This window comes from Rhodoferax sp. ZS1R25, from assembly GCF_056521335.1.
In genome coordinates, this window is sequence record NZ_JBWMAZ010000004.1 from 54781 (window position 1) to 76369 (window position 21589).

Genomic DNA, 21589 nt, shown 5'->3' on the forward strand with positions numbered 1-21589 from the left:
GCCGCGGCGTCTTCGATAATCGGGGCATGAGTGAACCCGTGACCCTGATTCCGCTGGACACCGTCAGCGGCACCCCCTTGACCCCTCCATCCTCCCGGCCCACCGCCAAATTCATGTTCGCGCACCCGGCGCATGTGCTGGCGCTGGGCTTTGGCTCGGGCCTGTCGCGCATTGCGCCCGGCACATCGGGCTCGCTGTGGGCGTGGGCGGCTTTTGTGGCGCTGCAGCCCTGGCTGGGTGACACCGGCTGGGCCCTGCTGATCGGCGGGGGCACCCTGGCGGGCTGGTGGGCCAGCACCGTCACCGCGCGCAACCTGGGCGTGCTGGACCCCAGCAACGTAGTGATCGACGAGATCATCGCCTTCTGGCTGGTGCTGTGGCTGGTGACGCCGACCTCGCTGGTCGGACAGGTCATGGCCTTTGGCCTGTTCCGCTTTTTTGATGCCGTCAAACCCGGCCCGGTGGGATGGGCCGATGCCCTGTTCCACCACGTGGACCCGCAAACCGACCGCCGCGCCTGGACCAAGGCCGGCTTCGGCATCATGCTGGACGACTTCGTGGCCGCGGGCTGCACCGTGCTGGTAGTGGCGCTGTGGAGGTTCATGTGAGCACCACCGATTCGCTATCAAATCAGGAGCTGCTCGCGCAATATTCACGGGTGCTAGTGGCCGATTTGATGCTTAAACACCGGTGGATGCTGGCCACGGCCGAGAGCTGCACTGGCGGCCTGATTGCCGGTGCCTGCACCGACCTGGCCGGGTCCAGCGCCTGGTTTGAGCGTGGCTTTGTCACCTACTCCAACGCCGCCAAGACTGAGCAGCTGGGCGTGGACGCCGCGCTGATTGCCACCCACGGCGCCGTGAGCGAAGCCGTGGTGCGCGCCATGGCGCAGGGCGCCCTCCAACACTCGCACGCGCAAGTGGCCGTGGCCGTGACCGGCGTGGCCGGCCCCACCGGTGGCAGCGCCGACAAACCCGTGGGCACCGTCTGGTTTGGCTGGGCCACGCCCACCGGCCTGCGCAGCGAGGTGCAGCATTTCGCGGGCGACCGCGCCGCGGTGCGCGCCGCGACCGTGCACCACGCCCTCACCCAACTGACCGTATTGCTGAATGAATGCTGATTTTTTGACGGGGTTTGCCACCGGCCTGGCGCTGATCGTGGCCATTGGTTCGCAAAACGCCTATGTGCTGCGCCAGGGCATTCGCAAGGAGCATGTGCTGCCGCTGGTGCTGTTTTGTGCGGGGGCCGATGCGCTACTGATCCTGGCAGGCATTGGGGGCGCCGGGGCCGTGCTGCGGGACAGCACCACGCTGATGGCGGTGGCCCGCTACGGTGGTGCAGCCTTTCTGGCGGGCTATGGCCTGCTGGCCGCGCGCCGCGCCTGGCAGGGCGGCCACATGGAGCTGGGCAAGACCGCAGCCACCACGCTGGGCACGGCACTGGCCGCCTGCTTTGGCTTCACCTTTTTGAACCCCCACGTGTACCTGGACACCGTGGTGCTGCTGGGCGCCGTGGCCAACCAGCGTAGCGACGCCGGGCGCTGGGTATTTGGCGCAGGTGCCTGCACCGCCAGCGTGGTGTGGTTCACCGCCCTGGGCTTTGGTGCGCGCCTGCTGGGCCCGCTGTTTGAGACCACCACCGCCTGGCGCGTGCTCGACAGCGTGATCGCCGTGGTGATGCTGGCACTGGCCAGCACGCTGCTGCTGGGCTAGCTGCGAATCAGCGCCTGCAGCGGCCGGCGTGGCGATGGACCGCCGGGCACCGCGTAGCCCACGCGCACCCACATTTGTAGTGTGTGGCCTTGGGCGGCCGCGCCTGTCAGCGCGTGGATGCTGCGGTAGGCCTCGGCCTGCTCGGGGTACTCCTGTAGCGCCTGCGACAGCGGATGGAACGACAGCCCCTGCTGCGTGGCCGCCAACTGCGCGCGCACATACGCGCGTCCCGCCGCGATCTGCGTGGCGCGGCTGTTGCCTGCGGTGCTCAGCCACAGAAAGCCCGGTGTAGTGGCCAACTTGGCATCGAATTCTGTGAGCTGCGAGTCCAGCGCCACGCCCGCCGGGGGCGCGTTGCGGTCCAGCATGCCCAGACGGTCCAGCGCGACGGGAAAGGCCCCCAGCACATGGATGCCATCGCGGTGCTGCGCCACCTCGCTACTGCCCACGCGCAACAGGTGCATGGACTCCATCGCCGTGCGCGGCGTGGTCAGTTCAGTACGCCAGGCTTCGCTGGCCAGCGTGCGGTGCTGCGTGGCCAGTGCGGGCTGGTCTGCGCCCACAAATCCCACGGTGACACCCGGGCCCGCCGCTTGACGCATGGCGTCCACTGCCGCGGCAGGCACCAAGCGAGTGGCATCGTAGGCGGCGCGGTTGGTGTGGCGTGCCAGCACCTGGGCGAACAGCGGGTCACCGGCTAGGCCGGGCTGGGGAACCAGCACGATGCGCGCCACGGGGCGCGCATCCAGCGCATGTGGACTGAACACGCCCTGGGGAAACAGCGTGATGTCGGCCCGCACACCTTGCTCCCGCGCAGCCAGGTCCAGCAGCTCCAGAGAGGTGCCGTGGCTCATGAGCACCTGGCGTGACAGCGGGTCGGTCTGCGGCAGCTGGCGCTGCAGATCGCAGTACAGCGTGATGGAGTTGGGCTCCGACAAATCCACGGACCAGGACTGCAGGTTGTGGGCATGCGGCGCCAGCATGGCGTAGGACAACAGCTGGCGCCGCAGGTCGCCGGCCATCTCGGTGCTCGGGCCTTGCCAAGGCGCAATGGCGTCAACCGGCATGGCGGTGGGCAGGCTGGCATAGCCCGCCGCACCCAGGCTGACCGCGGCGATGGCGGTGCCGCCGAGCACGCGCAGAAGTTGGCGTCGTTGCATGGTGGTGTCCTCTTGTGTGCAGTGCTCAGGCCGCCACCGGTGCGGATACCGGTGCAGCCGTGGCGGGCAACAAATGCAGGTCGGCAAGGGCCTGCGCTACGGCGGTCTCCAACCGGGTGTGTGGCTCCTGGCCGATCAGGGCCACCAGCCGGTCATTGGCCAGCGCATGGGGCTTGTCCCACAGGTAGCGCATTTCCAGCAGCGCGGCCCAGGTCGGAACAAACAGCGCACCCACCGTGATCACGGGCCAGGGCAGGCGAGCAAACTTCACCTCGGCCTGCGGTTGGATCCAGCCCTGCGCACGCGCCACTGGCTTGATGGCGTCCAACCACTGCTGCGCGGTGATCTGGTAGCCCGCAAAGTGCAAGACCTCGAAGCGCGGCAGCTCTGCGCGCTTTTGCGCCACCAGCACAAAGGTGCGGGCCAGGTCGGGCAGGTAAGCCCAAGCCGTGGCAATGTCGCGGTGGCCGGGATAGGTGAACACGCCCTTGCGGATGTCCTTCACGATCACCTGGTCAAACCAGGTGCCCTGGCCACTGCCAAAAAAGTCGCCCGCGCGGATGACTACGGCGCGCACGCCGGAACGCTCGATCAGCGACTCCATGGCGATGCGGATCTGGCCTTTGACGGTCTGCGCGCGCCGCGGCGTGTCTTCGCGCAGCAGGCCCGGCATGTCCTTTCCAAAGTTGTAGATGTTGCCCATGAACATCAGCGTGGCGCCCAAAGCGCGGGTCACCTCCACCGCCGCCTCGGCCATGGGCAGGGCCTCGGCCTTCCAGGCCTTGTGGGTGTATCGCGGGTTCAGCGCGTGCACCACCACGTCAGCCGTGCCAGCTGCGCGCGCCAGGGCGGCGGTATCAGCCAGGTCGCTGGCCAGCCACTCGATGCGTGGGTCATTCGCCACCTCGGCGGGCACCTGCGCGCCTGGGCGCATGTGGCCCAGCACCTGCCAGCCGGCATCGGCAAAGGCGCGCGCTGCCGCCAGGCCAAAACGTCCGCGTGCGCCCAAAATCAAGACCCGTTGTTGCATGGTTTTTCTCCGTGTGCTGTTGCTAGTGGGTGGATTGTGGAAACAAAGGCGATACTTCACAATTGCATAAATATCCATAACTGAATTTCATTTTTGAATACCTCTTTATGACCGCTCCCTACGCGTTTGACTGGAGCCTGGTGCGTTCTTTCTTGGCGGCGCTGGACCAAGGCAGCCTGCTGGGCGCTGCGCGCGTCCTCAAGGCCAGCCAACCCACCGTGGGGAGGCACATTGCCGAGCTAGAGAGCCAGTGGGGTGTGGTGCTGTTTGAGCGCACGGGGCGCGGGCTGGTGCCCACCGCCAGTGCGCGACTGTTGGCCGAATCGGCCCGCGGCATGGAGGCCGGGGCGCTGCAGCTGGCGCGCACGCTGTCGGGCAACCAGGGGCAGACCCAGGGCACGGTGCGCATCACGGCCAGTGTGCCCGTGGCCGTGCAGCTGCTGCCCCCCGTGCTGGCACGCATGCGCGTGGCCCTGCCCGAGGTGCAGGTGGAGCTGGTGTCCAGCAACCAGGTGAGCAACCTGCTGCGGCGCGAGGCCGACATCGCCGTGCGCATGGTGCGCCCCGAGCAGGCCACGCTGATTGCCAAAAAGATTGGCGCCGTGGGCATTGGGGCCTATGCGCACCAGAGCTACCTGGCGCGCCGCGGTGCGCTGCGCACGCCCGCCGATATGGTGCAGCACGACCTGATTGGCAGCGACACCGACACCGCCATCCTGCAGGGCTTTCAGTCCATGGGGTTTCCGGTCACGCGTGAGGCATTTTCATTCCGCAGCGATGACTTCATCGTGCAGTGGCGCGCCGTACAGGCGGGTCTGGGCATTGGGTTTGTGGCGGACTACATGGCGCGCACCGACGCGCAGGTGGTGCGCGTGCTGCCGGGCCAGCTGGCCATTCCGCCGCTGCCCATGTGGCTGGCGGTGCACCGCGAGATTCGCACCAGCCAGCGCATCCGCGCGGTCTACGACTTTTTGGCCGACGCCCTGCCCGAGTTGGTTTAGCGCAGCAGCGGCACCGAACGGCCTGAGGACTCCAGCGCACCCTGGTCCGCACCCAACTTGAACACCGCCACCACCTGCACCAGGTCCTGTGCCTGGCTCTTCAGGCTGGAGGCTGCTGCGGCCATTTGTTCGACTAGCGCTGCGTTCTGTTGGGTGGCCTGGTCCATCTGGGTGACGGCTTCTCCTACCTGCGCCACTCCACTGCTTTGTTCACTGCTGGCTGCACTGATTTCTCCCATGATGTCAGTGACCCGTTTGATGCTGGTAACAACCTCGGTCATGGTGGAGCCGGCTTTGTCGACCAGGGCGGTTCCCTGTTCTACGCGTTCTACGCTGGTGCCGATGAGGGTTTTGATTTCTTTGGCAGCTTCTGCAGAGCGTCCGGCCAAGCTTCTGACTTCAGACGCCACCACCGCAAAGCCTCGTCCCTGTTCTCCGGCTCTTGCGGCTTCTACGGCTGCGTTCAGGGCCAGGATGTTGGTCTGGAAGGCGATTCCGTCGATGACGCTGATGATGTCGGCGATCTTTCGACTGGATTCGTTGATGCCTTTCATGGTTTCCACGACTTGGCCGACGACTTCTCCGCCTTGGATGGCGACCATAGAGGCATTCATGGCCAATTGATTGGCCTGGCGGGCGGAGTCGGCGTTTTGTTTGACGGTGGAGCCGAGTTCTTCCATGGAGGCGGCGGTTTCTTCCAGGGCGCTGGCTTGTTGTTCGGTGCGGGCAGACAGGTCGTGGTTGCCTTGGGCGATCTCGGCGCTGGCGGTGGCCACCGATTCACTGCCTTGGCGGACGCTGGCGACGACGCGCGACAGGCTGGTGCGCATAGTCTCCATGGCCCGCAACAGCTGGGCGGGTTCGTCGTTGCCTTGCACGCGCAAAGGCTTCACCAGATCCCCCGCCGCAAAGCCCTCAGCCGCCTGCACGGCAAACGCCAGCGGGCGGGTGATCTGGCGGCTGATCCACACGCCCAGCACGATGGCCAGCAGCACGGCCACCACCACCACCACACTCACGGCCATGCGCGCCGATCCATACGTGCTGTGGGCGGCTTCACGCGCCGCGTGGGCGCCATTCACATTGAGGGCCGCCATATCGGCCATAGTGGCCTGCAAGGCGCGGAATGCGGTTCTGGATTCTCCGCGCACATAGACCGACGTGGCGTCCATTTCGGACGGACCGATGTCCGACAGCTGTAGCAGCTTGGTTCCGGTTTCGTAATAGGCCTTGAGCTGCTTGCTGTAGGCATCCCAGGCTTTTTGCTCCTGCGGCGAATCCACCAGCACAAAAAACTTTTGCCCCACCTCGTCGAGCTTGCGCTTGGTGGTGGCGATGCGTTCGGCCTCGGGCTTTTTGTCTTCTGGCGCCACGGCCAACGCGTGCAGCAGTTCCGCACTGCGCATCTCGCTCAGGTAGGTCTGCATCTCGCCCAGGTACTGAACACTGGGCAGCCAGTTATCAGCGATGTCTTCGGTATTGCCATTGATGTTGGCCATTTGCAGCAACGCAAAGCCGCCGGCGATTGCGGTCATCACCACCAGCACCGCAAAAATAATGCCCAGCTTGACGCTGATCTTGAAATTGGTAAAAGCCATGTCCGTCAGACCCCACGCTGTAGTTGGCGCGCAATGCGCAGTCTCCCTGCGGGTTGGTCATTCACGTGCGTGCGCATGCCAACTTTTGCGGCCATGATGCCACTTTTTCACCGCCAAAAACAAGGAAAAGCCGTCGCTTGACGCGCGGGTGACAGGGAATTGAATTACCCTGAGCCCCCATCCTGTACGGACCCCGCAGAAGCGAGGAAAAACCACTATGCCCGCACCCTGGTTTGAACATTTCGAAGAACGCGATTTCGAGGTCAACGGCGTGCGCATCCATGCCCGCGTTCCCAGTGCGGCGCGCGCCGGACGGCCGGCCCTGCTGTTGCTGCACGGTTTTCCGCAAAGCCACGTGCTGTGGCACCGCGTGGCCCAGCAACTGCAAGACCGCTTCTACCTGGTGATGCCCGATCTGCGTGGCTACGGCGACTCGGCCAAACCTGAAGGGTTGGCCGACCACAGCAACTACAGCAAACGCACCCTGGCCCAGGACATGGTGGCCGTGATGGATGCATTGGGCGTTGACCAGTTTTACCTCTGCGGCCATGACCGTGGGGGCCGCGTCGCACACCGCCTGGCGGTGGACCACCCCGGCCGGGTGCTGGGCCTGTGCGTGATCGACATTGCCCCCACATTGGACATGTACGCCGCCACCGACTTTGCCTATGCACGCGCCTACTACCACTGGTTCCATCTGATCCAACCCACGCCCCTGCCCGAGACCATGATTGGCGGCGCACCCCTGGCCTACCTGCATGCCAAGCTGGGCGGCTGGGGCTCCGGCGGTCTGGGCTATATCGAACCCCAGGCGCTGGCCGCCTACGACCGTTGCTTCACCCTGCCCGGCACCATCCACGCCATGTGCGAGGACTACCGCGCCAGCGCAGACATCGACCTGGAGCACGACCGCACCAGCCGGGCACTGCCTGGTGAACAAGGAAAAATCGCCTGCGACACACTGGTCATCTGGGGCGAGCGCGGCGTCGTACAGCGCATGTTCCAGCCCGTGCCGCTATGGCAGGCCCAGTGTGCGGGCACGGTCCATGGCAAGAGCCTGCCTGCAGGGCATTTCATCCCCGAAGAACTGCCTGAGGCAACGGCGCAATGTTTGGCGGATTTCTTTCAGCAGACCAACTAAACGTCAACGCTGCCAGGCATCACGCCCCATGGCACTTCTTGTATTTTTTGCCACTGCCGCAATGGCAGGGGTCATTGCGGCCGGGTTCGGCTTCTTTGCGAACTGTCTCCACGCGCGGACCGAAGTTGCGCCATAGCTCGCGCAGGTCATAGGTGGCCCACACGCCGTCGGCGAAGGCATTGATGCGTTCCTGGCTCACGCTGGGCGGGCCGTCATCGTCAAACACGGAGAGGGTGGGTTCGTCGGTGTCGTCTTCGGTCAGTGCCACGATGGACTGCAGCGATGCGTCCAGCCACTTCTCGGCTTCCTTGTCACGTGGCGCTGCCCACTCTTCGGGCCAGCTTTCCACCGCGAACATGAAACCCAGCGCCCAGACCTGGGCAAACGATGGCAACGCCTGATCGGCCATCGCGGCGCGCTCTTCCTCGGGCAACACGGCCACGGCACCGCGCACGTCCATCACCTCGGGGTGGTAGGCGTTGTCCTCGTCCAGACTTTGCACTTCCGTGTTCAGCCCGCGCACCACATCGTTCCAGCGACGGGTCCACAGCGACTGAAACTGCTGCGCCTGCTCCACGCTGGAGAATCCACCGGCTTCGCCGTCCGCGGGCATCTCCATGTCCAACAACACCGGGAAGTACTCGGCCGGTGCAATCGGGCGGCGGCAGCACACCAGCGCGGCCATGAAGCCTTCACAAAACTCCCACTGGGGAATTTCATCGTGGCGGGAACGCAAATCGTCAAGGATGGTGTCGATTGCGTCGAACTCGTCAGGGGTCAGGGCGTCCACGGGTGCGCCGGAAGCGGCGTCTGCAGAGGGAGTTAGGGTAGACATAGGCTGTGCAAAAAGATAGCAGGCTGGTATTGTCTCTCCGAACAAAGGGTTTCCATGCTGCACACGCTCAATTCCATCTTCCCCATCCGCTACACCGTTCTGGGGCTCAGTGCCTTCGCCTTTCTGCTCAGTGGCTTCAGTGTGGTGGTGTTTGGGGTGGGGTGGGGCACGCTGCTGCTGTCGGCCCTGCTGGTCGGGGTGGGGGTTTACGACCTGCGGCAGACCAGGCGCTCCATCCTGCGCAACTATCCCATCATTGGCCACATCCGCTTCATGCTGGAGTTTGTTCGGCCCGAGATTCGCCAGTACTTCATCGAGAGCGACAACGAGGCCACACCGTTTTCGCGCTCACAGCGCTCGCTGGTCTACCAGCGCGCCAAGACCGAGCCCGACAAACGCCCCTTTGGCACCCAACTCGACGTGCATGCCGAGGGCTACGAGTGGATGAACCACTCCGTGGCGCCCACCAAGCTGGCCTCACATGACTTCCGCATCACCATTGGCTCCGATACAGCCCAGCCCTACAGCGCCAGCGTGTTCAACATTTCGGCCATGAGTTTTGGGGCGCTCAGCGCCAACGCCATCCTGGCGCTCAACGCAGGCGCCAAACGCGGTGGCTTTGCCCACGACACGGGCGAGGGGTCGATCTCGGTGCACCACCGCGTGCATGGCGGCGACCTGGTGTGGGAGGTGGCCTCGGGCTACTTTGGTTGCCGCAACGACGATGGCAGCTTCAACCCCGACAAATTCGCCGCCAACGCGCGTGACCCACAGGTCAAACTGATTGAGCTCAAGCTCAGCCAGGGCGCCAAGCCCGGCCACGGGGGCATGCTGCCGGGCCCCAAGGTGACGGCCGAAATTGCCGCGGCACGCGGTGTGCCCGAGGGCGTGGACTGCATTTCGCCCGCAGCGCACAGCGCCTTCTCTACGCCCGTGGAGATGATGCAGTTCATCGCCCGCTTGCGCGAACTGTCGGGCGGCAAGCCCACGGGCTTCAAGCTCTGCATCGGCCATCCCTGGGAATGGTTTGCCATGGTCAAGGCCATGCTGGAAACCGGGATCACGCCCGACTTCATCGTGGTGGACGGTGCCGAAGGCGGCACGGGTGCGGCACCGCTGGAGTTCACCGACCACGTGGGTTCGCCGCTGCAAGAAGGGCTGCTGCTGGTGCACAACACGCTGCGCGGCGCCGGCCTGCGCGAGCGCATCAAGGTGGGCTGTGCGGGCAAGGTGGTCAGCGCGTTTGACATCGCACGCCTGATGGCGCTGGGCGCCGACTGGTGCAACAGCGCGCGCGGCTTCATGTTTGCACTGGGCTGCATCCAGGCCCAGCACTGCCACACGGGCGCTTGCCCTACGGGCGTGACCACGCAGGATCCGCTGCGCCAGCAGTCGCTGGTGGTGCCCGACAAGGCCGAGCGCGTCTACAACTTCCACCAGCAAACCTTGTACGCACTCAAGGAACTGGTGCAGGCCGCCGGTGTGCTGCACCCCAGCGAAATCACGGCCCACCATATCGTGCGCCGCTCCACCGACCACAAGGTCAAGTCGCTGGCCCAACTGATCCTGACACAACTGCCCAGCGGTGCATTGCTGCACGAGAGTGTGGCCGCGCTGCCGCTGATCTACCGCCACAGCTGGCCCCGGGCCAGCGCGCGCAGCTTTGCGCTGCAAGGGGAGTAGCCTCCTTCAGCCTTTTGCTTTGCCGGGCTTCGGAGTACAGTCGTTGAAGACTACAACAAGAGGAGCGACCATGATGGGTACTAACTTGCGCATCGGCGCCCGACTGGGCTTGGCGTTTGGGGTTGTGCTGCTGATCACGGCGGTGATGGCTCTGACCGGCGTGTGGCGACTGGGAATCCTGAAAGACCAGGCCCACGCCCTGGCCTACGTTGAGGTGGAGCGTTCCTCGCTGGCCCAGAAATGGGTAGAAAACATCCGCATCAATTGGGTGCGCACCTCGGCAGCCCTGCACGCGTCGGACCCCAATCATGTCACCTCCCTGCAAAAGGAGATGGATGCCACCTCCAAGGTCATCAGCGACTTGCAAAAGCAGTTGGAGCCCCTGATCACCGATGACGCGGGCAAAGCGCTGTTCACCGACATTGGCAAGCAGCGCGAGCTGTACCGCGGTCCGCGTACCGACCTGATGAAAAAGAAGCAGGCCGGCGAGGACGTGAATGCGGCCGTAGATACCACCTTGCTGCCCCTGGCCACCAATTACCTCAAGTCGCTGGACACGCTGATGGACCACATGGAAGACCAGCTCAAGGATGGCGTGGCCAAGACCGAGGCGGTGGCCAACAGTGGGCAGTGGATTCTGAGCGTGGGCGCCATCCTGTCGGCCGTCATTGGGCTCACGCTGGCCGCACTGGCCACCCGCTCGATCACCTACCCCATCCAGCACGCGGTGAAGTCGGCCCAGGCCATCAGCGCAGGCGACCTGAGCATCCACATCCAGCCCGATGGCACCGATGAGGCCGCTGACATGATGCATGCCCTCATGGGCATGCGCGACAACCTGGCCCGCATGGTGGGCGGAGTCCGCACCAGCGCCGAGGGCGTGTCCAGCGCCAGCTCGGAAATTGCGCAGGGTAACAACGACCTGTCAGCCCGCACCGAGCAGCAAGCCAGCGCCTTGCAGGAAACCGCGGCATCGATGGAAGAGCTGAGCGCCACGGTGCGCCAAAACGCCGACAGCGCCGCCCAGGCCAACCAGCTGGCCATGACAGCGTCCACGGTGGCCGTGCGCGGTGGTGCAGTGGTGAGCCAGGTGGTGGAAACCATGAAGGGCATCAACGAGGCGTCCAACAAGATCGCAGACATCATCAGCGTGATTGATGGCATCGCCTTCCAGACCAACATCCTGGCCCTGAACGCGGCGGTGGAAGCGGCGCGTGCGGGCGAGCAGGGCCGCGGCTTTGCAGTGGTGGCTTCAGAAGTGCGCGCCCTGGCGGGCCGTAGTGCCGAGGCCGCCAAGGAAATCAAGCAGCTCATTGGCACCAGCGTGCAGCGGGTCGAGCAAGGCACGGCCTTGGTGGACCAGGCCGGCACCACCATGAGCGAGGTGGTGGCGGCCATCCGTCGCGTGACCGACATCGTGGGCGAGATCAGCGCGGCCAGCAGCGAACAGGCTTCGGGGGTGAACCAAGTCGGCAATGCGGTGACCCAGATGGACCAGACCACCCAGCAAAACGCCGCGTTGGTGGAGGAAATGGCCGCCGCAGCCAGCAGCCTGCGCTCGCAGGCGCGCGCGCTGGTGGAGGTGATGGCGGTCTTCAAGCTCACAGCGCCATCCCGCGCCAGCAACGACAGGCTGACACTCACGGCCTGAGCGCCCCTTGGCCCAGCACCACGCCGCCCCTGTCCCATCTGCCCGCAAGTGGCTGTGGCGGGGTGTATGGCTATGGGGGCTGCTGCTGTGTGTAGGGCCCGCATTGGCCGTCACCGACCTCTCCCGGGTGCTGATGCTGGCGTCGTACCACGCGGGCATGCCTTGGAGTGACGCGCAGATCGCCGGGGTGCGCGCGCAACTGATCACGGTGGAGCCCCAACTGGACCTGCAGCTGGATTTTCTGGACACCAAACACGTCAAGCCCAGCGAGCGCTACTACCAGCAGTTTGAAGACCTGCTGGTCACGAAGTACGGCAAGACGCCACCCACCGTGATCTTGGCGGCCGACGACGACGCCTTGGACCTAGCCCTGCGCGTGCGCAAAAAGCACTTTCCGGGTGTCTCCATCTTGTTCTCCGGTGTCTCCAGCAGCCGGCGCATAGCGCTGTTGCAAGAGCCCAACCTGGGCGGCGTGTTCGACGACCTGGACGTGGGCGACAGCCTGGAGCGCCTGCTGGACCTGTTGCCCAAGACCCGGCGCGTAGTCGTCATCCACGACCAGAGCCGCACCAGCCTGGCCCAGGTCGAGACCCTGCAAAACCGCCACAGTACGCACACCCAGGTCGCGCTGGAATACCTGACCAACACCACGGTCGAGGCCATCGACCAGCGGCTGCGCCAACTTGGCTCCACCGACCTGGTGTTTGCACTGCCCTTCAACCGCGACGCCAACGACCGCCTGCTGACCCACGAGGAAGCTGCCCAGCTGTGGGCCGCAGCGGCACACGCGCCATTGGCGGTGACACGCGATGTGGCCATGCAGCCCGGGGTGATGGGCGGTTTTCTGGTGTCGGGCTTTGAGCAAGGGCAAACCGTGGGCCGGCTGGCGCTGGACCTGCTGCATGGCCTGGCGCCCTCGCCGCTGCCCTTGATCGAAGGGTCGTCCCACGCCACCTTCGACTACGTCCAGATGCGGCGCTGGGGCGTGGATGAGTCGCGCCTGCCCGCCAACGCCACGGTGCTCAACCGCCCCAACGGCACCTGGGAAGACCTGCGCCCCCACCTGCCCTGGCTGTCCGTGCTGTTTGGCAGCCTGCTCATCATCATTGGCCTGCTGCTGTACGGGCTGCGCCTCAAGCACACCTCCGAGGCGGCTCTGCGCATCAGCAGCAAAAACTACCGGGAGCTGTTTGACAACTGCCCCGACGCCATCATGGTGCGCGACCTTGGCAACGGCCAGGTGGTGGAGATCAACCCGCGCTTCCAGGCGCTGTTTGGCTACAACAGCGACGAGGTACGCCCCCTGTCCCCTGGCGAACTGAGCACAAATGAGGCCCCTTACAGCGCCGCAGAAGCCGCGCAGTGGTACGAAAAAACCCGCAGCGAGGGGCCGCAGTCGTTCGAATGGCGTTCACGCCGCAAGGACGGCAGCGTCTTCTGGTCCGAGATCTCCATGACGCGGTTTGACATGGCCCAGGGCCAGCGCACGGTGTCCACCATTCGCGATATCTCGGACCGCAAGCAGGCCGAGGCTATGGGCAAAGACTTTGAACACAGCCTGCAGCAGGTCTACCGCAACCTGCCCGTGGCCGTGTTCGCCATCGACGCGCAGCACAAAATCACCTTCTGGAACCCGCACATGACGCGCCTGACCGGCGTGCATGCCGACGAGGTGGTGGGCACCACCGATACCTGGCGCGGCATCTACCCCAGCCCGCGCCCCTGCCTGGTGGACGTGATGGTGGACGGCGCCAAGCCCGAAGACGTGGAGCGTTTCTACCCCGGCAAGCTGCGCAAGAGCCCGGTGATCCCCGGCGCCATTGAGGGCGAAGACTACTTCGAGAGCCTGGACGGCAAGCGCGGCATGTGGGCCCGATACTGCGCCGCACCGCTGCGCGATGCGCAGGGCAATATCACCGGCGCCATTGAGACCCTGATCGACGTCACCCAGCTCAAACGCACGCAGACCACGCTGGAAGAACTCAACCACGACCTGGAGGCCCGCGTCGAGGCACGCAATGCCGAACTCAAGCGCGCCATGGGCCAGCTGGTGCAGTCTGAAAAACTGGCCGCACTGGGCAGCCTGGTGGCCGGTATCGCGCACGAGCTCAACACCCCCATTGGCAATGTGATGGCCGTGGCCTCCACGCTCAAGGAAGAGGTCGCCGACTTCAGCCAGCGCCTGCTCTCGGGCACGGCCCGCCGCTCGGACGTGGACAAGGGCGCCGCGCGCCTGCAAGAGGCCAGCACGCTGATCGAACGTAACGCGGTGAAAGCGGCCAAGCTGATTAACGACTTCAAGGAAGTGGCGGTAGACCAGAGCAGCACACGCCGACGCGAATTTGCGCTGCACAGCGTGGTGGGCGAGGTGCTGACCACCACGCGGCCGGTGTTCAAACACGCGCAGCACCTGGTGGACGTGGACATTCCCACCGACCTGGTGTTGGACAGCTACCCCGGGCCGCTGGAGCAGGTGCTGACCAACTTTTTGACCAACACGCTGAGCCATGGCTTTGAGGGCCTATCCCACGGCCGCATCACCATCCACGCACACCAGGATGGCGATGACGTGGTGCTGGAGTACGCCGACAACGGTTGCGGCATTGCCCCGGGCAATCTGCAGCACATCTTCGAGCCCTTCTACACCACCAAACTGGGCCGCGGCGGCAGCGGCCTGGGGCTGTACATCGTCTACAACCTGGTCACCAACGTGCTCAGTGGCAGCATCACCGCGCACAGCACGCCGGGCGCTGGCACCCGCTTTGTGCTGCGTCTGCCGACCGATGCACCGGGCCACAGCGCGCCAGCACCGCTGCAATAGCAGCTATGGTTTCAGGGGCTCGCTGGCGTGCCCCAGCCCGCCACCAGCGCGGGCCGCAAGATGTCCACAAAGCGGCGCAGCTTGGCCGGGTAGAAGTGGGCATAGGGGTAGAGCAAGTAGATGGGCAGCGGCTCGGCGCGCCACTCAGGTAGCAGGTGTAACAGCCGGCCTTCGGCCACGTCGTCGGCCACCGCCCAGCTGGACGCCACACACACGCCCAGCCCCAACAGTGCCGCGCTGCGCAGCGCGTACAGGCTGTCGGTGCTCATGCGCGGCTTTAGCGCCAGGCGCTGCTGCGTGCCGTCACTGTGGCGCAGCGTGATGTCATTGCGGTAGAAGGTGCGCAGCGCCAGCCAGGGCAGCGTGGCCAGGTCAGCCGCGTGCACCGGTGGCGGTGCATCGCCCAGCACCGCGGGCGCGGCGACCACAATGCGCGGAATCTCCGCCAGCTTGACGGCCACTACTGCGGGGTCGTCCACCGCACCCACGTGGATGGCGCAGTCAATGCCATCGGCAATGAAGTCAGGCGTGCGGTCGTGCAGCAGCCACTCCACGGCCACGCGCGGGTGGCGCTGCAGGTAGTCGGCCAGCGGACCCACCAGCTGCTGCTGGCCAATGGCGTGCGGCACCACCACACGCAGCGTGCCCTCGGGTACCTCGGTGCTGCCACGCAGGTCGGCCTCAAAGGCATCCCAGTTCTGCAGCAGCTCCTTGGCGTGGGCGAAGCAGCGCTGGCCTTCCTCGGTCAGCTGCATGGCGTGGGTGGAGCGCTGCAGCAGCTTGGCACCCAGCATGCGCTCCAGCGTTTGCAGGCGCCGGCTCACCGTGGGCTGGGTGGTGCCCAGCTGCGCCGCCGCGGCCGACAGGCTGCCGGCCTCCACGATGCGCACCAGGGTCTGCATGAGTTCGATGCGGTCGGGGGCGGTCTTCATACGCCAAGCGTATAACAATTGTGCGAATTGTGGGCGTTCCCAAGCGGTTTATGCGATGACACACTTGCCTTCATTGCAAAACCAAGGGTTAACACTATGACATCAACCACTTCCACGCATAAGCCAGCAAGCGCCCTGCCCGCGGCCCTGGTGCTGTTGCTGGCCGTCGGCGCCGGCCTGGCCGCGGCCGCGCTGTACTACAGCCAGCCCATGCTGGGCGTGCTGGGCACCGAGTTCGGCGCCACCCCCGCGGCGATTGGCCTGGTGCCCACGCTCACGCAGCTGGGCTACGCGCTGGGCCTGGTGGCACTGGCCCCGCTGGGCGACCGGTTTGACCGGCGCCGCATCATCCTGGGCAAGGCCGCCGTGCTGTGCCTGGCGCTGCTGGTTGCCGCCGCCGCGCCCTCGCTGGGCGTGATGCTCGCCGCCAGCCTGGTGATTGGCGTATCCGCCACGCTTGCGCAGGACATCGTGCCCGCCGCCGCCACATTGGCACCCGAAGCCAGCCGCGGCAAGACCGTGGGCACGGTGATGACCGGGCTGCTGCTGGGCATTCTGCTGTCGCGCGTGGTGTCAGGCCTGGTCGCCGAGCAGGCGGGCTGGCGCGCCATGTTTGTGGCGGCGGCGCTCAGCATTGCGCTCTTGGGTGTAGCCGTATGGCGCGGCCTGCCGCGCTTTGCGCCCACCACGCAGCTGCCCTACCTGGCGCTCATGCGCACGCTGGCTACGTTGTGGCAGCGCCACCGAGGCCTGCGCCGGGCGGCCCTCGCACAGGGGCTGCTCAGTGTGGCGTTCAGCGCCTTCTGGTCTACGCTGGCGGTGATGTTGCATGCCGCACCGGCCCACCTGGGCAGCGCCGCAGCCGGTGCGTTTGGCCTGGCCGGTGCCGCAGGTGCGTTGGCTGCGCCGCTGGCAGGCCGCATGGCCGATCGCCGCGGCCCCGAGGTGGTGACACGGCTGGGTGCCGCCCTTGTGGTGGCCGCGTTTCTGGCCATGGGTTTGGGTGCGCTCGAAACGGACAGCCCACTGTGGCTGCTGGCCGTGGGTGCCGTGGTGTTTGACCTCGGTGTGCAGGCCAGCCTGATCGCGCACCAGACCATCGTCTACAGCCTGGAGCCCGCCGCACGCAGCCGGCTCAACGCCGTGCTCATGGGGGGCATGTTCATCGGCATGGCCAGTGGCGCCTGGCTGGGAAGTCTGGCGTTGGCGCAATGGGGATGGGCCGGAGTGTGTGGCATGGCGGCCGCGGCGGCAACCACCGCGCTGGCCGTGCGGCTCTGGCCCGTGGCGGGCGGCAGCGGTGCAGCGCTATCTATTCGATAGCTGCTCGCGCAGCAGCGCCGAGGGCTAGCAGCCGTTTTGCCATGCAAAGTACGGCGTGGTCCTTGCTCAGCACCGGACAGCGCTGGGCGACGGCCAAGTCAATGAACTTCTGGTCGTCCGGGTCCTTGCAGGTCACGCTGGCCTTGGGCGGCACGTCCACGGTCTGCACCTGGGCATCGCGCGCCTGCAGCACCTGCGCTGCGCACAGGCCGTAAAAGGCCAGGCGTTTGGCGATTTGGGGGTAGGCCAGCACACGCTCCAGCTCGTCGCGCATGGGGGCGGTGGCCACCCACTGCAGGCGACCGCCCTGCAGGGCCTCGCGCAATGGGGGGGTGGCCGCATCGTTGAACACCAGCAAGTCCAGCACGATGTTGGTGTCCAGCACGATCTGGCTCACACCCTCCGCCACGCCCTCAGTCATTGGGCTCCTGGGCAGCTGGCGCGGCGCCCTTAGCCAGGCGGCCCTTGACCATGTCGAACTTGAACAGGCGGCACTCCAGCGGTCCGTTCCACATGGGCACGCGGCGCGATTCCTTCAGGCGCATCTTGCTGGGCAGCTTCAGGTCCGGCGTCAGCACCCAGGCGGTCCAGCCGCTGTAGTTCTTCTTCCAGTGGCTGGCCAGTTGGTTGAAGAAGTCCACACCTTCGTCGGTCTGCGCGAGTTCGCGTGCGCCAAAGCGGGCACCTTCGCCTTCACCGGCTACGCCACCAATGCCAATACGCTCGCCATAGGGCGGGTTCAGCACCATCACGCCGCCGCCTTCAATCGGCGGCATGCGCTGCAGCGCGTCGCCACCGCGAAACTCAATCACATCGGCCACGCCGGCGCGTTGCGCGTTGCGCTGCGCAAAGTCCACCATGCGGTGCGACACATCGCTGCCGTAGATCAGCGCAGTCTGGCCCGGCTCGGGCTTGACCACATTCGCTGCGGCCTCGGCCTTCATGTCCGCCCACTCCTGCGAACGGAAGGGTCGGTATTTTTCGAACGCAAAGCGGCGCAGCGAACCGGCCGCGATGTTGCAGGCAATCTGCGCGGCTTCGATGGCCACCGTGCCGCTGCCGCAGCAGGGGTCGTACAGCGGCATCAGGTCGTCCTCACCCGAGGCCCAGCCGCTGGCGGCAATCATGGCCGCGGCCAGGGTTTCCTTCAGCGGTGCGTCGCCCTTGTCCTCGCGCCAGCCGCGCTTGAACAGCGGCTCGCCCGAGGTGTCGACGTACAGCGAGCAGCTGTCGGTGGTCAGGTGGGCATAGATGCGCACATCGGGCCACTGCGTGTTCACGTCGGGGCGCACGCCGCCCGCCACTTCGCGGAAGCGGTCGCACACGGCATCCTTCACCTTGAGCGCGGCAAAGTTCAGCGAGGTCAGCGGGCTGTGCTGCGCCGTCACCTCGACCTTGATGCTTTCCTTGGGCGTGAACCACTGCTCCCATGGCACCTGCAGGCCGGCGCGGTACAGGTCCTGTTCGCTGCGGTATTCGGTGTACGACACCAGCACCAGCACGCGCTGCGAGAGGCGGCTGTACAGGTTGAGCAACATGGCATGCGCGAACGAGGTGCGCACGGCCACGCCACCGCGCTGCTTGGTCACGCAGCCGGGCGGCAGACCGGTGATTTGCAAAATCTCCGGCGCCAGGTACTCCTCCACGCCGGCGGCGCAGGGGAGAAAAAGGGTCAATTGGTTCATAGCGCTTTGCGGAGTGAGGCGGGGGCAATCTTCAGCCCCTCGCGGTATTTGGCCACGGTGCGCCGGGCGCATTCGATGCCCTGCTCCTTGAGCATGTCAGAGATCTGGTTGTCGCTCAAGGGCTTCTTGCTGCTCTCGGAGGCAATGAACTGTTTGATGAGCGCGCGCACCGCGGTGCTGGAGGCATTGCCACCGCTCTCGGTGCCCAGGCCAGAGCCGAAGAAGTACTTCAGCTCAAACGTGCCAAACGGCGTGGCCATGTACTTGGCCGTGGTCACGCGGCTGATGGTGGACTCGTGCAGGCCCAATTCGTCGGCAATCTCGCGCAGCACCAGGGGGCGCATGGCCAGCTCGCCATGGGTGAAAAAGTTCTTCTGCCGCTCCACAATGGCCGTGCTCACGCGCAGGATGGTGTCAAAGCGCTGCTGGATGTTCTTGATGAACCAGCGCGCCTCCTGCAGGCGTTGCTGCAGCGCCGCGTGGCCAGCACCGTCGCGGCCACCGCGGTGGTTGCGCAGCACATTGGCGTAGATGTCATGCACCTTGAGGCGTGGCATCACCTCGGGGTTGAGCTGCACGCGGAATTTGGGAATGCCACCGGCCTTGCCGATGGCCACCACCAGCACGTCGGGCACCACGATGTTGCGCTCCACGTCCACAAAGCGCCGCCCGGGCTTGGGTTCCAGCCGTGCGATGAGCGCGATCGCTTCGCGCACCAGCGCGTCGCTGCCCACGCCCATTTGCACCAGGCGCTTGATGTCGCGCCGCGCCAGCAGGTCCATGGGTTTGCTGCAGATGCCCAGGGCCACCTGCAGCAGCTCGGCACGCTCGTCCTCACCATCCACTTCAGCTTGGGCCAGCAAGGCCTTGACCTGCAAACGCAGGCACTCGCCCAAGTCGCGCGCGCCCACGCCCACGGGCTCCAGGCTGTGCAGCAAGCCCAGCGCCACGGTGAAGTGGTGCACCAGGTCCTGCAGCTGCTCTTCGTCGCCGGGGTTCAGGCTGCGTGCCAGCTCTTCCAGCGGGTCTTCCAGGTAGCCGTCGTCGTTGAGTGATTCGATGAGGAAGCGCAGCGCGGCCGCGTCGGTGGCATTGGTGCGCAGGCTCAGCGCCTGGCGGTGCAAAAAGGCCTGCAGCGATTCGGCAGAGCGCGCCAGCTCGGTGGCGTCTTTCTCCTCGTCGTCGCCCAGGTTGTTGGCCTTGGCTTTGGCGTCCACCCCCCACTCGCCATCGTCGGGCATCATCTCGGTGGTGCCGTCGCCTTCCCAGTTGGGCTCGTCGCTGCTGCTCAGCGGCGTGGCTTCTTCGTCATTGCTGCTGGTACTGGTCGAGGTGGCGTAGTCGGCCACCGCACTGGGCGCGTAGTCCACCTCGCTGCTCTCGGACAGTCGGTCGCCTTCGCTGACCGTCGCATCTACTGCGTTCAGCCCAAAGTCCTCGCGCTCGGCCCGGTCCTCGGTCAGCTCCAGAAACGGGTTTTCGTCCAGCATCTGCTCCACCTCCTGGCTCAGCTCCAGCGTAGAGAGCTGCAGCAGACGGATGGACTGCTGCAACTGGGGCGTGAGCGCCAGGTGTTGGGAGACGCGTAATGAAAGACCTTGCTTCATTACATTTTGAAATGCTCACCGAGATAGACACGGCGCACATCGGCATTGTTCACGATCTCGGAGGGGGTGCCTTGCGCCAGCACATGGCCGTCGCTGATGATGTAGGCGTGGTCGCAAATGCCCAGGGTTTCGCGCACGTTGTGATCGGTGATCAGCACACCGATGCCACGGCCCTTGAGGAAGTTGATGATGCGCTGGATCTCGATCACCGCAATCGGGTCGATACCGGCAAACGGTTCGTCCAGCAGGATAAAGCGCGGCCGCGTGGCCAGTGCGCGCGCAATCTCCACACGGCGTCGCTCACCACCCGACAGGGCCAGCGAGGGCGACTCGCGCAGATGCTCCACGCGCAGGTCTTGCAGCAGCGCGGTCAGGCGCGCTTCAATCTCGGCCGACTTGAGCGGCTCGCCCGCCTCGTCGCGCTGCAGTTCCAGCACGGCGCGCACGTTGTCTTCGACATTGAGCTTGCGAAAGATGGACGCCTCTTGCGGCAGGTAGCCCAGCCCCAGGCGCGCGCGGCGGTGGATGGGCATGTGCTCGATGGAATGGCCGTCAATCGTGATGTCGCCCGCACTGGCGCGCAGCAAGCCCACGATCATGTAGAACGAGGTGGTCTTGCCCGCGCCGTTGGGGCCCAACAGGCCCACGACCTCGCCAGTGCGCACGGTCAGCGACACATCTTTCACCACCTGGCGCTTGCCATACGACTTTTGCAAATGCCGGGCTTCCAGCCGCCCGGTGCTGGTGTCCGGGGCTTCTTGGGTGGGCTCGCTCACTGGGCGGCCTTCTCAAGTTGCGGCGTGGCGCGCAGAGTGGCACCGGGTTGAGGCGCGGTGGCAGTTTCGCCTTCGGGCTTGGGCGTCAGCATGGCGCGCACACGGCCGGCCGGCGCCGCAGCGGTCTTGGGGGCGCCGTCCACGGTGAATTTGTCGCTGAGGTTTTCGTACAGGATGACGGCACCCGTCACCTCGTCGGCCAGCGTGGCGCCGCGCAGGCGGCGCAGCTGGGCTTTTTTGACAAAGCGCACAGTGTCGGCCTTGCCGTCGTATTCGATGGTGTCGCCATCGCCTTCGATGAACTCATCCAGGCCTTCACGCTTTTGCCGGAAAAACGCCGGCGTGGCGACCGAGCCGGTGACCAGACCGTACTGGTAGCCATCCGGGTCCTGGCGCACCTCGATCTGGGCGCCGCGGATCAGGATGCTGCCCTTGGTCAGCACCACATGGCCGGTGAAGACGCTGACCTGCTTGATGTCGTCGTAGCGCAGGGCGTCCGCCTCCACATTCATGGGCTTGTTTCGGTCGGCTTTTTCGGCCCACGCAAGGCCGCCTGCGCTGGCAAACACCAGCGACACAGCCACAGACAGGATGGTTTTTTTCATAAAGGCACGAAACTTGCTCGAAAAGCGCT

The 21589-nt window shown here is 65.6% G+C and carries 19 protein-coding genes; 9 read left to right on the forward strand and 10 right to left on the reverse strand.

Annotated features, from left to right (window positions below):
- Positions 1-26 precede the first annotated feature (26 nt).
- The 3 genes from AC097R_RS19825 to AC097R_RS19835 are packed head-to-tail and all read left to right on the forward strand — an operon-like array spanning position 27 to position 1712.
- Positions 27-608 carry a phosphatidylglycerophosphatase A family protein gene (locus AC097R_RS19825; protein WP_479599951.1) on the forward strand — a complete coding sequence of 194 codons (582 nt, stop codon included), beginning with the start codon at positions 27-29 and terminating at the stop codon, positions 606-608.
- Complete coding sequence (locus AC097R_RS19830) at positions 605-1120, forward strand: CinA family protein (protein ID WP_479599952.1); 516 nt, start codon at positions 605-607, stop codon at positions 1118-1120. The genes AC097R_RS19825 and AC097R_RS19830 overlap by 4 nt, the downstream gene beginning before the upstream one ends.
- Positions 1110-1712, forward strand: coding sequence for a LysE/ArgO family amino acid transporter (locus AC097R_RS19835; protein ID WP_479599953.1), 603 nt, complete (start codon positions 1110-1112; stop codon positions 1710-1712). The genes AC097R_RS19830 and AC097R_RS19835 overlap by 11 nt, the downstream gene beginning before the upstream one ends.
- On the opposite strand, the gene AC097R_RS19840 is transcribed toward AC097R_RS19835, so the two are convergent.
- Both AC097R_RS19840 and AC097R_RS19845 read right to left on the reverse strand, forming a co-directional pair.
- Positions 1709-2872, reverse strand: coding sequence for an Acg family FMN-binding oxidoreductase (locus AC097R_RS19840; protein ID WP_479599954.1), 1164 nt, complete (start codon positions 2870-2872; stop codon positions 1709-1711). The two genes, AC097R_RS19835 and AC097R_RS19840, sit on opposite strands and share 4 nt — an antisense overlap.
- A 25-nt stretch (positions 2873-2897) precedes the next feature.
- A complete protein-coding gene (locus tag AC097R_RS19845; protein WP_479599955.1) occupies positions 2898-3902 on the reverse strand; it encodes a sugar nucleotide-binding protein in 1005 nt (334 codons plus the stop codon).
- A gap of 107 nt (positions 3903-4009) precedes the next feature.
- On the opposite strand from AC097R_RS19845, the gene AC097R_RS19850 reads away from it, so the two are divergent.
- On the forward strand, positions 4010-4903 hold the full coding sequence (locus tag AC097R_RS19850; protein WP_479599956.1) for a LysR family transcriptional regulator: 894 nt from the start codon (positions 4010-4012) through the stop codon (positions 4901-4903).
- On the opposite strand, the gene AC097R_RS19855 is transcribed toward AC097R_RS19850, so the two are convergent.
- Positions 4900-6501, reverse strand: coding sequence for a methyl-accepting chemotaxis protein (locus AC097R_RS19855; RefSeq protein ID WP_479599957.1), 1602 nt, complete (start codon positions 6499-6501; stop codon positions 4900-4902). The two genes, AC097R_RS19850 and AC097R_RS19855, sit on opposite strands and share 4 nt — an antisense overlap.
- Before the next feature lie 217 nt (positions 6502-6718).
- Here AC097R_RS19855 and AC097R_RS19860 point away from each other — a divergent pair, with 217 nt between their 5' ends.
- Complete coding sequence (locus tag AC097R_RS19860; protein WP_479599958.1) at positions 6719-7642, forward strand: alpha/beta fold hydrolase; 924 nt, start codon at positions 6719-6721, stop codon at positions 7640-7642.
- A gap of 19 nt (positions 7643-7661) precedes the next feature.
- Here the strand turns inward: AC097R_RS19860 and AC097R_RS19865 are convergent, their stop codons facing one another.
- Positions 7662-8477, reverse strand: a complete 816-nt coding sequence (locus AC097R_RS19865) for a UPF0149 family protein (RefSeq protein WP_479599959.1) — start codon at positions 8475-8477, stop codon at positions 7662-7664.
- Between the two features lie 54 nt (positions 8478-8531).
- On the opposite strand from AC097R_RS19865, the gene AC097R_RS19870 reads away from it, so the two are divergent.
- The 3 genes from AC097R_RS19870 to AC097R_RS19880 all read left to right on the forward strand — a co-directional run bounded on the left by AC097R_RS19870 (position 8532) and on the right by AC097R_RS19880 (position 14632).
- Positions 8532-10160, forward strand: a complete 1629-nt coding sequence (locus tag AC097R_RS19870) for an FMN-binding glutamate synthase family protein (protein ID WP_479599960.1) — start codon at positions 8532-8534, stop codon at positions 10158-10160.
- Between the two features lie 70 nt (positions 10161-10230).
- The gene (locus AC097R_RS19875) at positions 10231-11811 is read left to right on the forward strand and encodes a methyl-accepting chemotaxis protein (protein WP_479599961.1); all 1581 of its coding nucleotides are present in this window, start codon (positions 10231-10233) and stop codon (positions 11809-11811) included.
- Between the two features lie 7 nt (positions 11812-11818).
- Positions 11819-14632: a PAS domain S-box protein gene (locus tag AC097R_RS19880; RefSeq protein WP_479599962.1), complete on the forward strand. Its 2814-nt coding sequence runs from the start codon at positions 11819-11821 to the stop codon at positions 14630-14632.
- Positions 14633-14643: 11 nt separating this feature from the next.
- Here AC097R_RS19880 and AC097R_RS19885 read toward each other — a convergent pair whose 3' ends face one another.
- Positions 14644-15564, reverse strand: coding sequence for a LysR family transcriptional regulator (locus tag AC097R_RS19885; RefSeq protein ID WP_479599963.1), 921 nt, complete (start codon positions 15562-15564; stop codon positions 14644-14646).
- Positions 15565-15660: 96 nt separating this feature from the next.
- On the opposite strand from AC097R_RS19885, the gene AC097R_RS19890 reads away from it, so the two are divergent.
- Positions 15661-16887 (forward strand): MFS transporter, encoded by a 1227-nt coding sequence (locus AC097R_RS19890; RefSeq protein ID WP_479599964.1) that lies wholly within the window; start codon positions 15661-15663, stop codon positions 16885-16887.
- Here the strand turns inward: AC097R_RS19890 and AC097R_RS19895 are convergent.
- From AC097R_RS19895 to lptA, 5 genes are read right to left on the reverse strand one after another with little or no spacing between them, the layout of a single operon-like run.
- Positions 16877-17308 (reverse strand): putative toxin-antitoxin system toxin component, PIN family, encoded by a 432-nt coding sequence (locus tag AC097R_RS19895; protein ID WP_479599965.1) that lies wholly within the window; start codon positions 17306-17308, stop codon positions 16877-16879. The two genes, AC097R_RS19890 and AC097R_RS19895, sit on opposite strands and share 11 nt — an antisense overlap.
- Complete coding sequence (locus AC097R_RS19900) at positions 17301-18572, reverse strand: THUMP domain-containing class I SAM-dependent RNA methyltransferase (protein WP_479599966.1); 1272 nt, start codon at positions 18570-18572, stop codon at positions 17301-17303. The genes AC097R_RS19895 and AC097R_RS19900 overlap by 8 nt, the downstream gene beginning before the upstream one ends.
- Positions 18569-20179 carry an RNA polymerase factor sigma-54 gene (rpoN, locus tag AC097R_RS19905; protein ID WP_479599967.1) on the reverse strand — a complete coding sequence of 537 codons (1611 nt, stop codon included), beginning with the start codon at positions 20177-20179 and terminating at the stop codon, positions 18569-18571. The genes AC097R_RS19900 and rpoN overlap by 4 nt, the downstream gene beginning before the upstream one ends.
- Positions 20179-20955 carry an LPS export ABC transporter ATP-binding protein gene (gene lptB, locus AC097R_RS19910; RefSeq protein WP_479599968.1) on the reverse strand — a complete coding sequence of 259 codons (777 nt, stop codon included), beginning with the start codon at positions 20953-20955 and terminating at the stop codon, positions 20179-20181. Before lptB ends, rpoN begins: the two co-directional genes overlap by 1 nt.
- Positions 20952-21560, reverse strand: coding sequence for a lipopolysaccharide transport periplasmic protein LptA (gene lptA, locus AC097R_RS19915; RefSeq protein WP_479599969.1), 609 nt, complete (start codon positions 21558-21560; stop codon positions 20952-20954). The genes lptB and lptA overlap by 4 nt, the downstream gene beginning before the upstream one ends.
- Positions 21561-21589 lie beyond the last annotated feature (29 nt).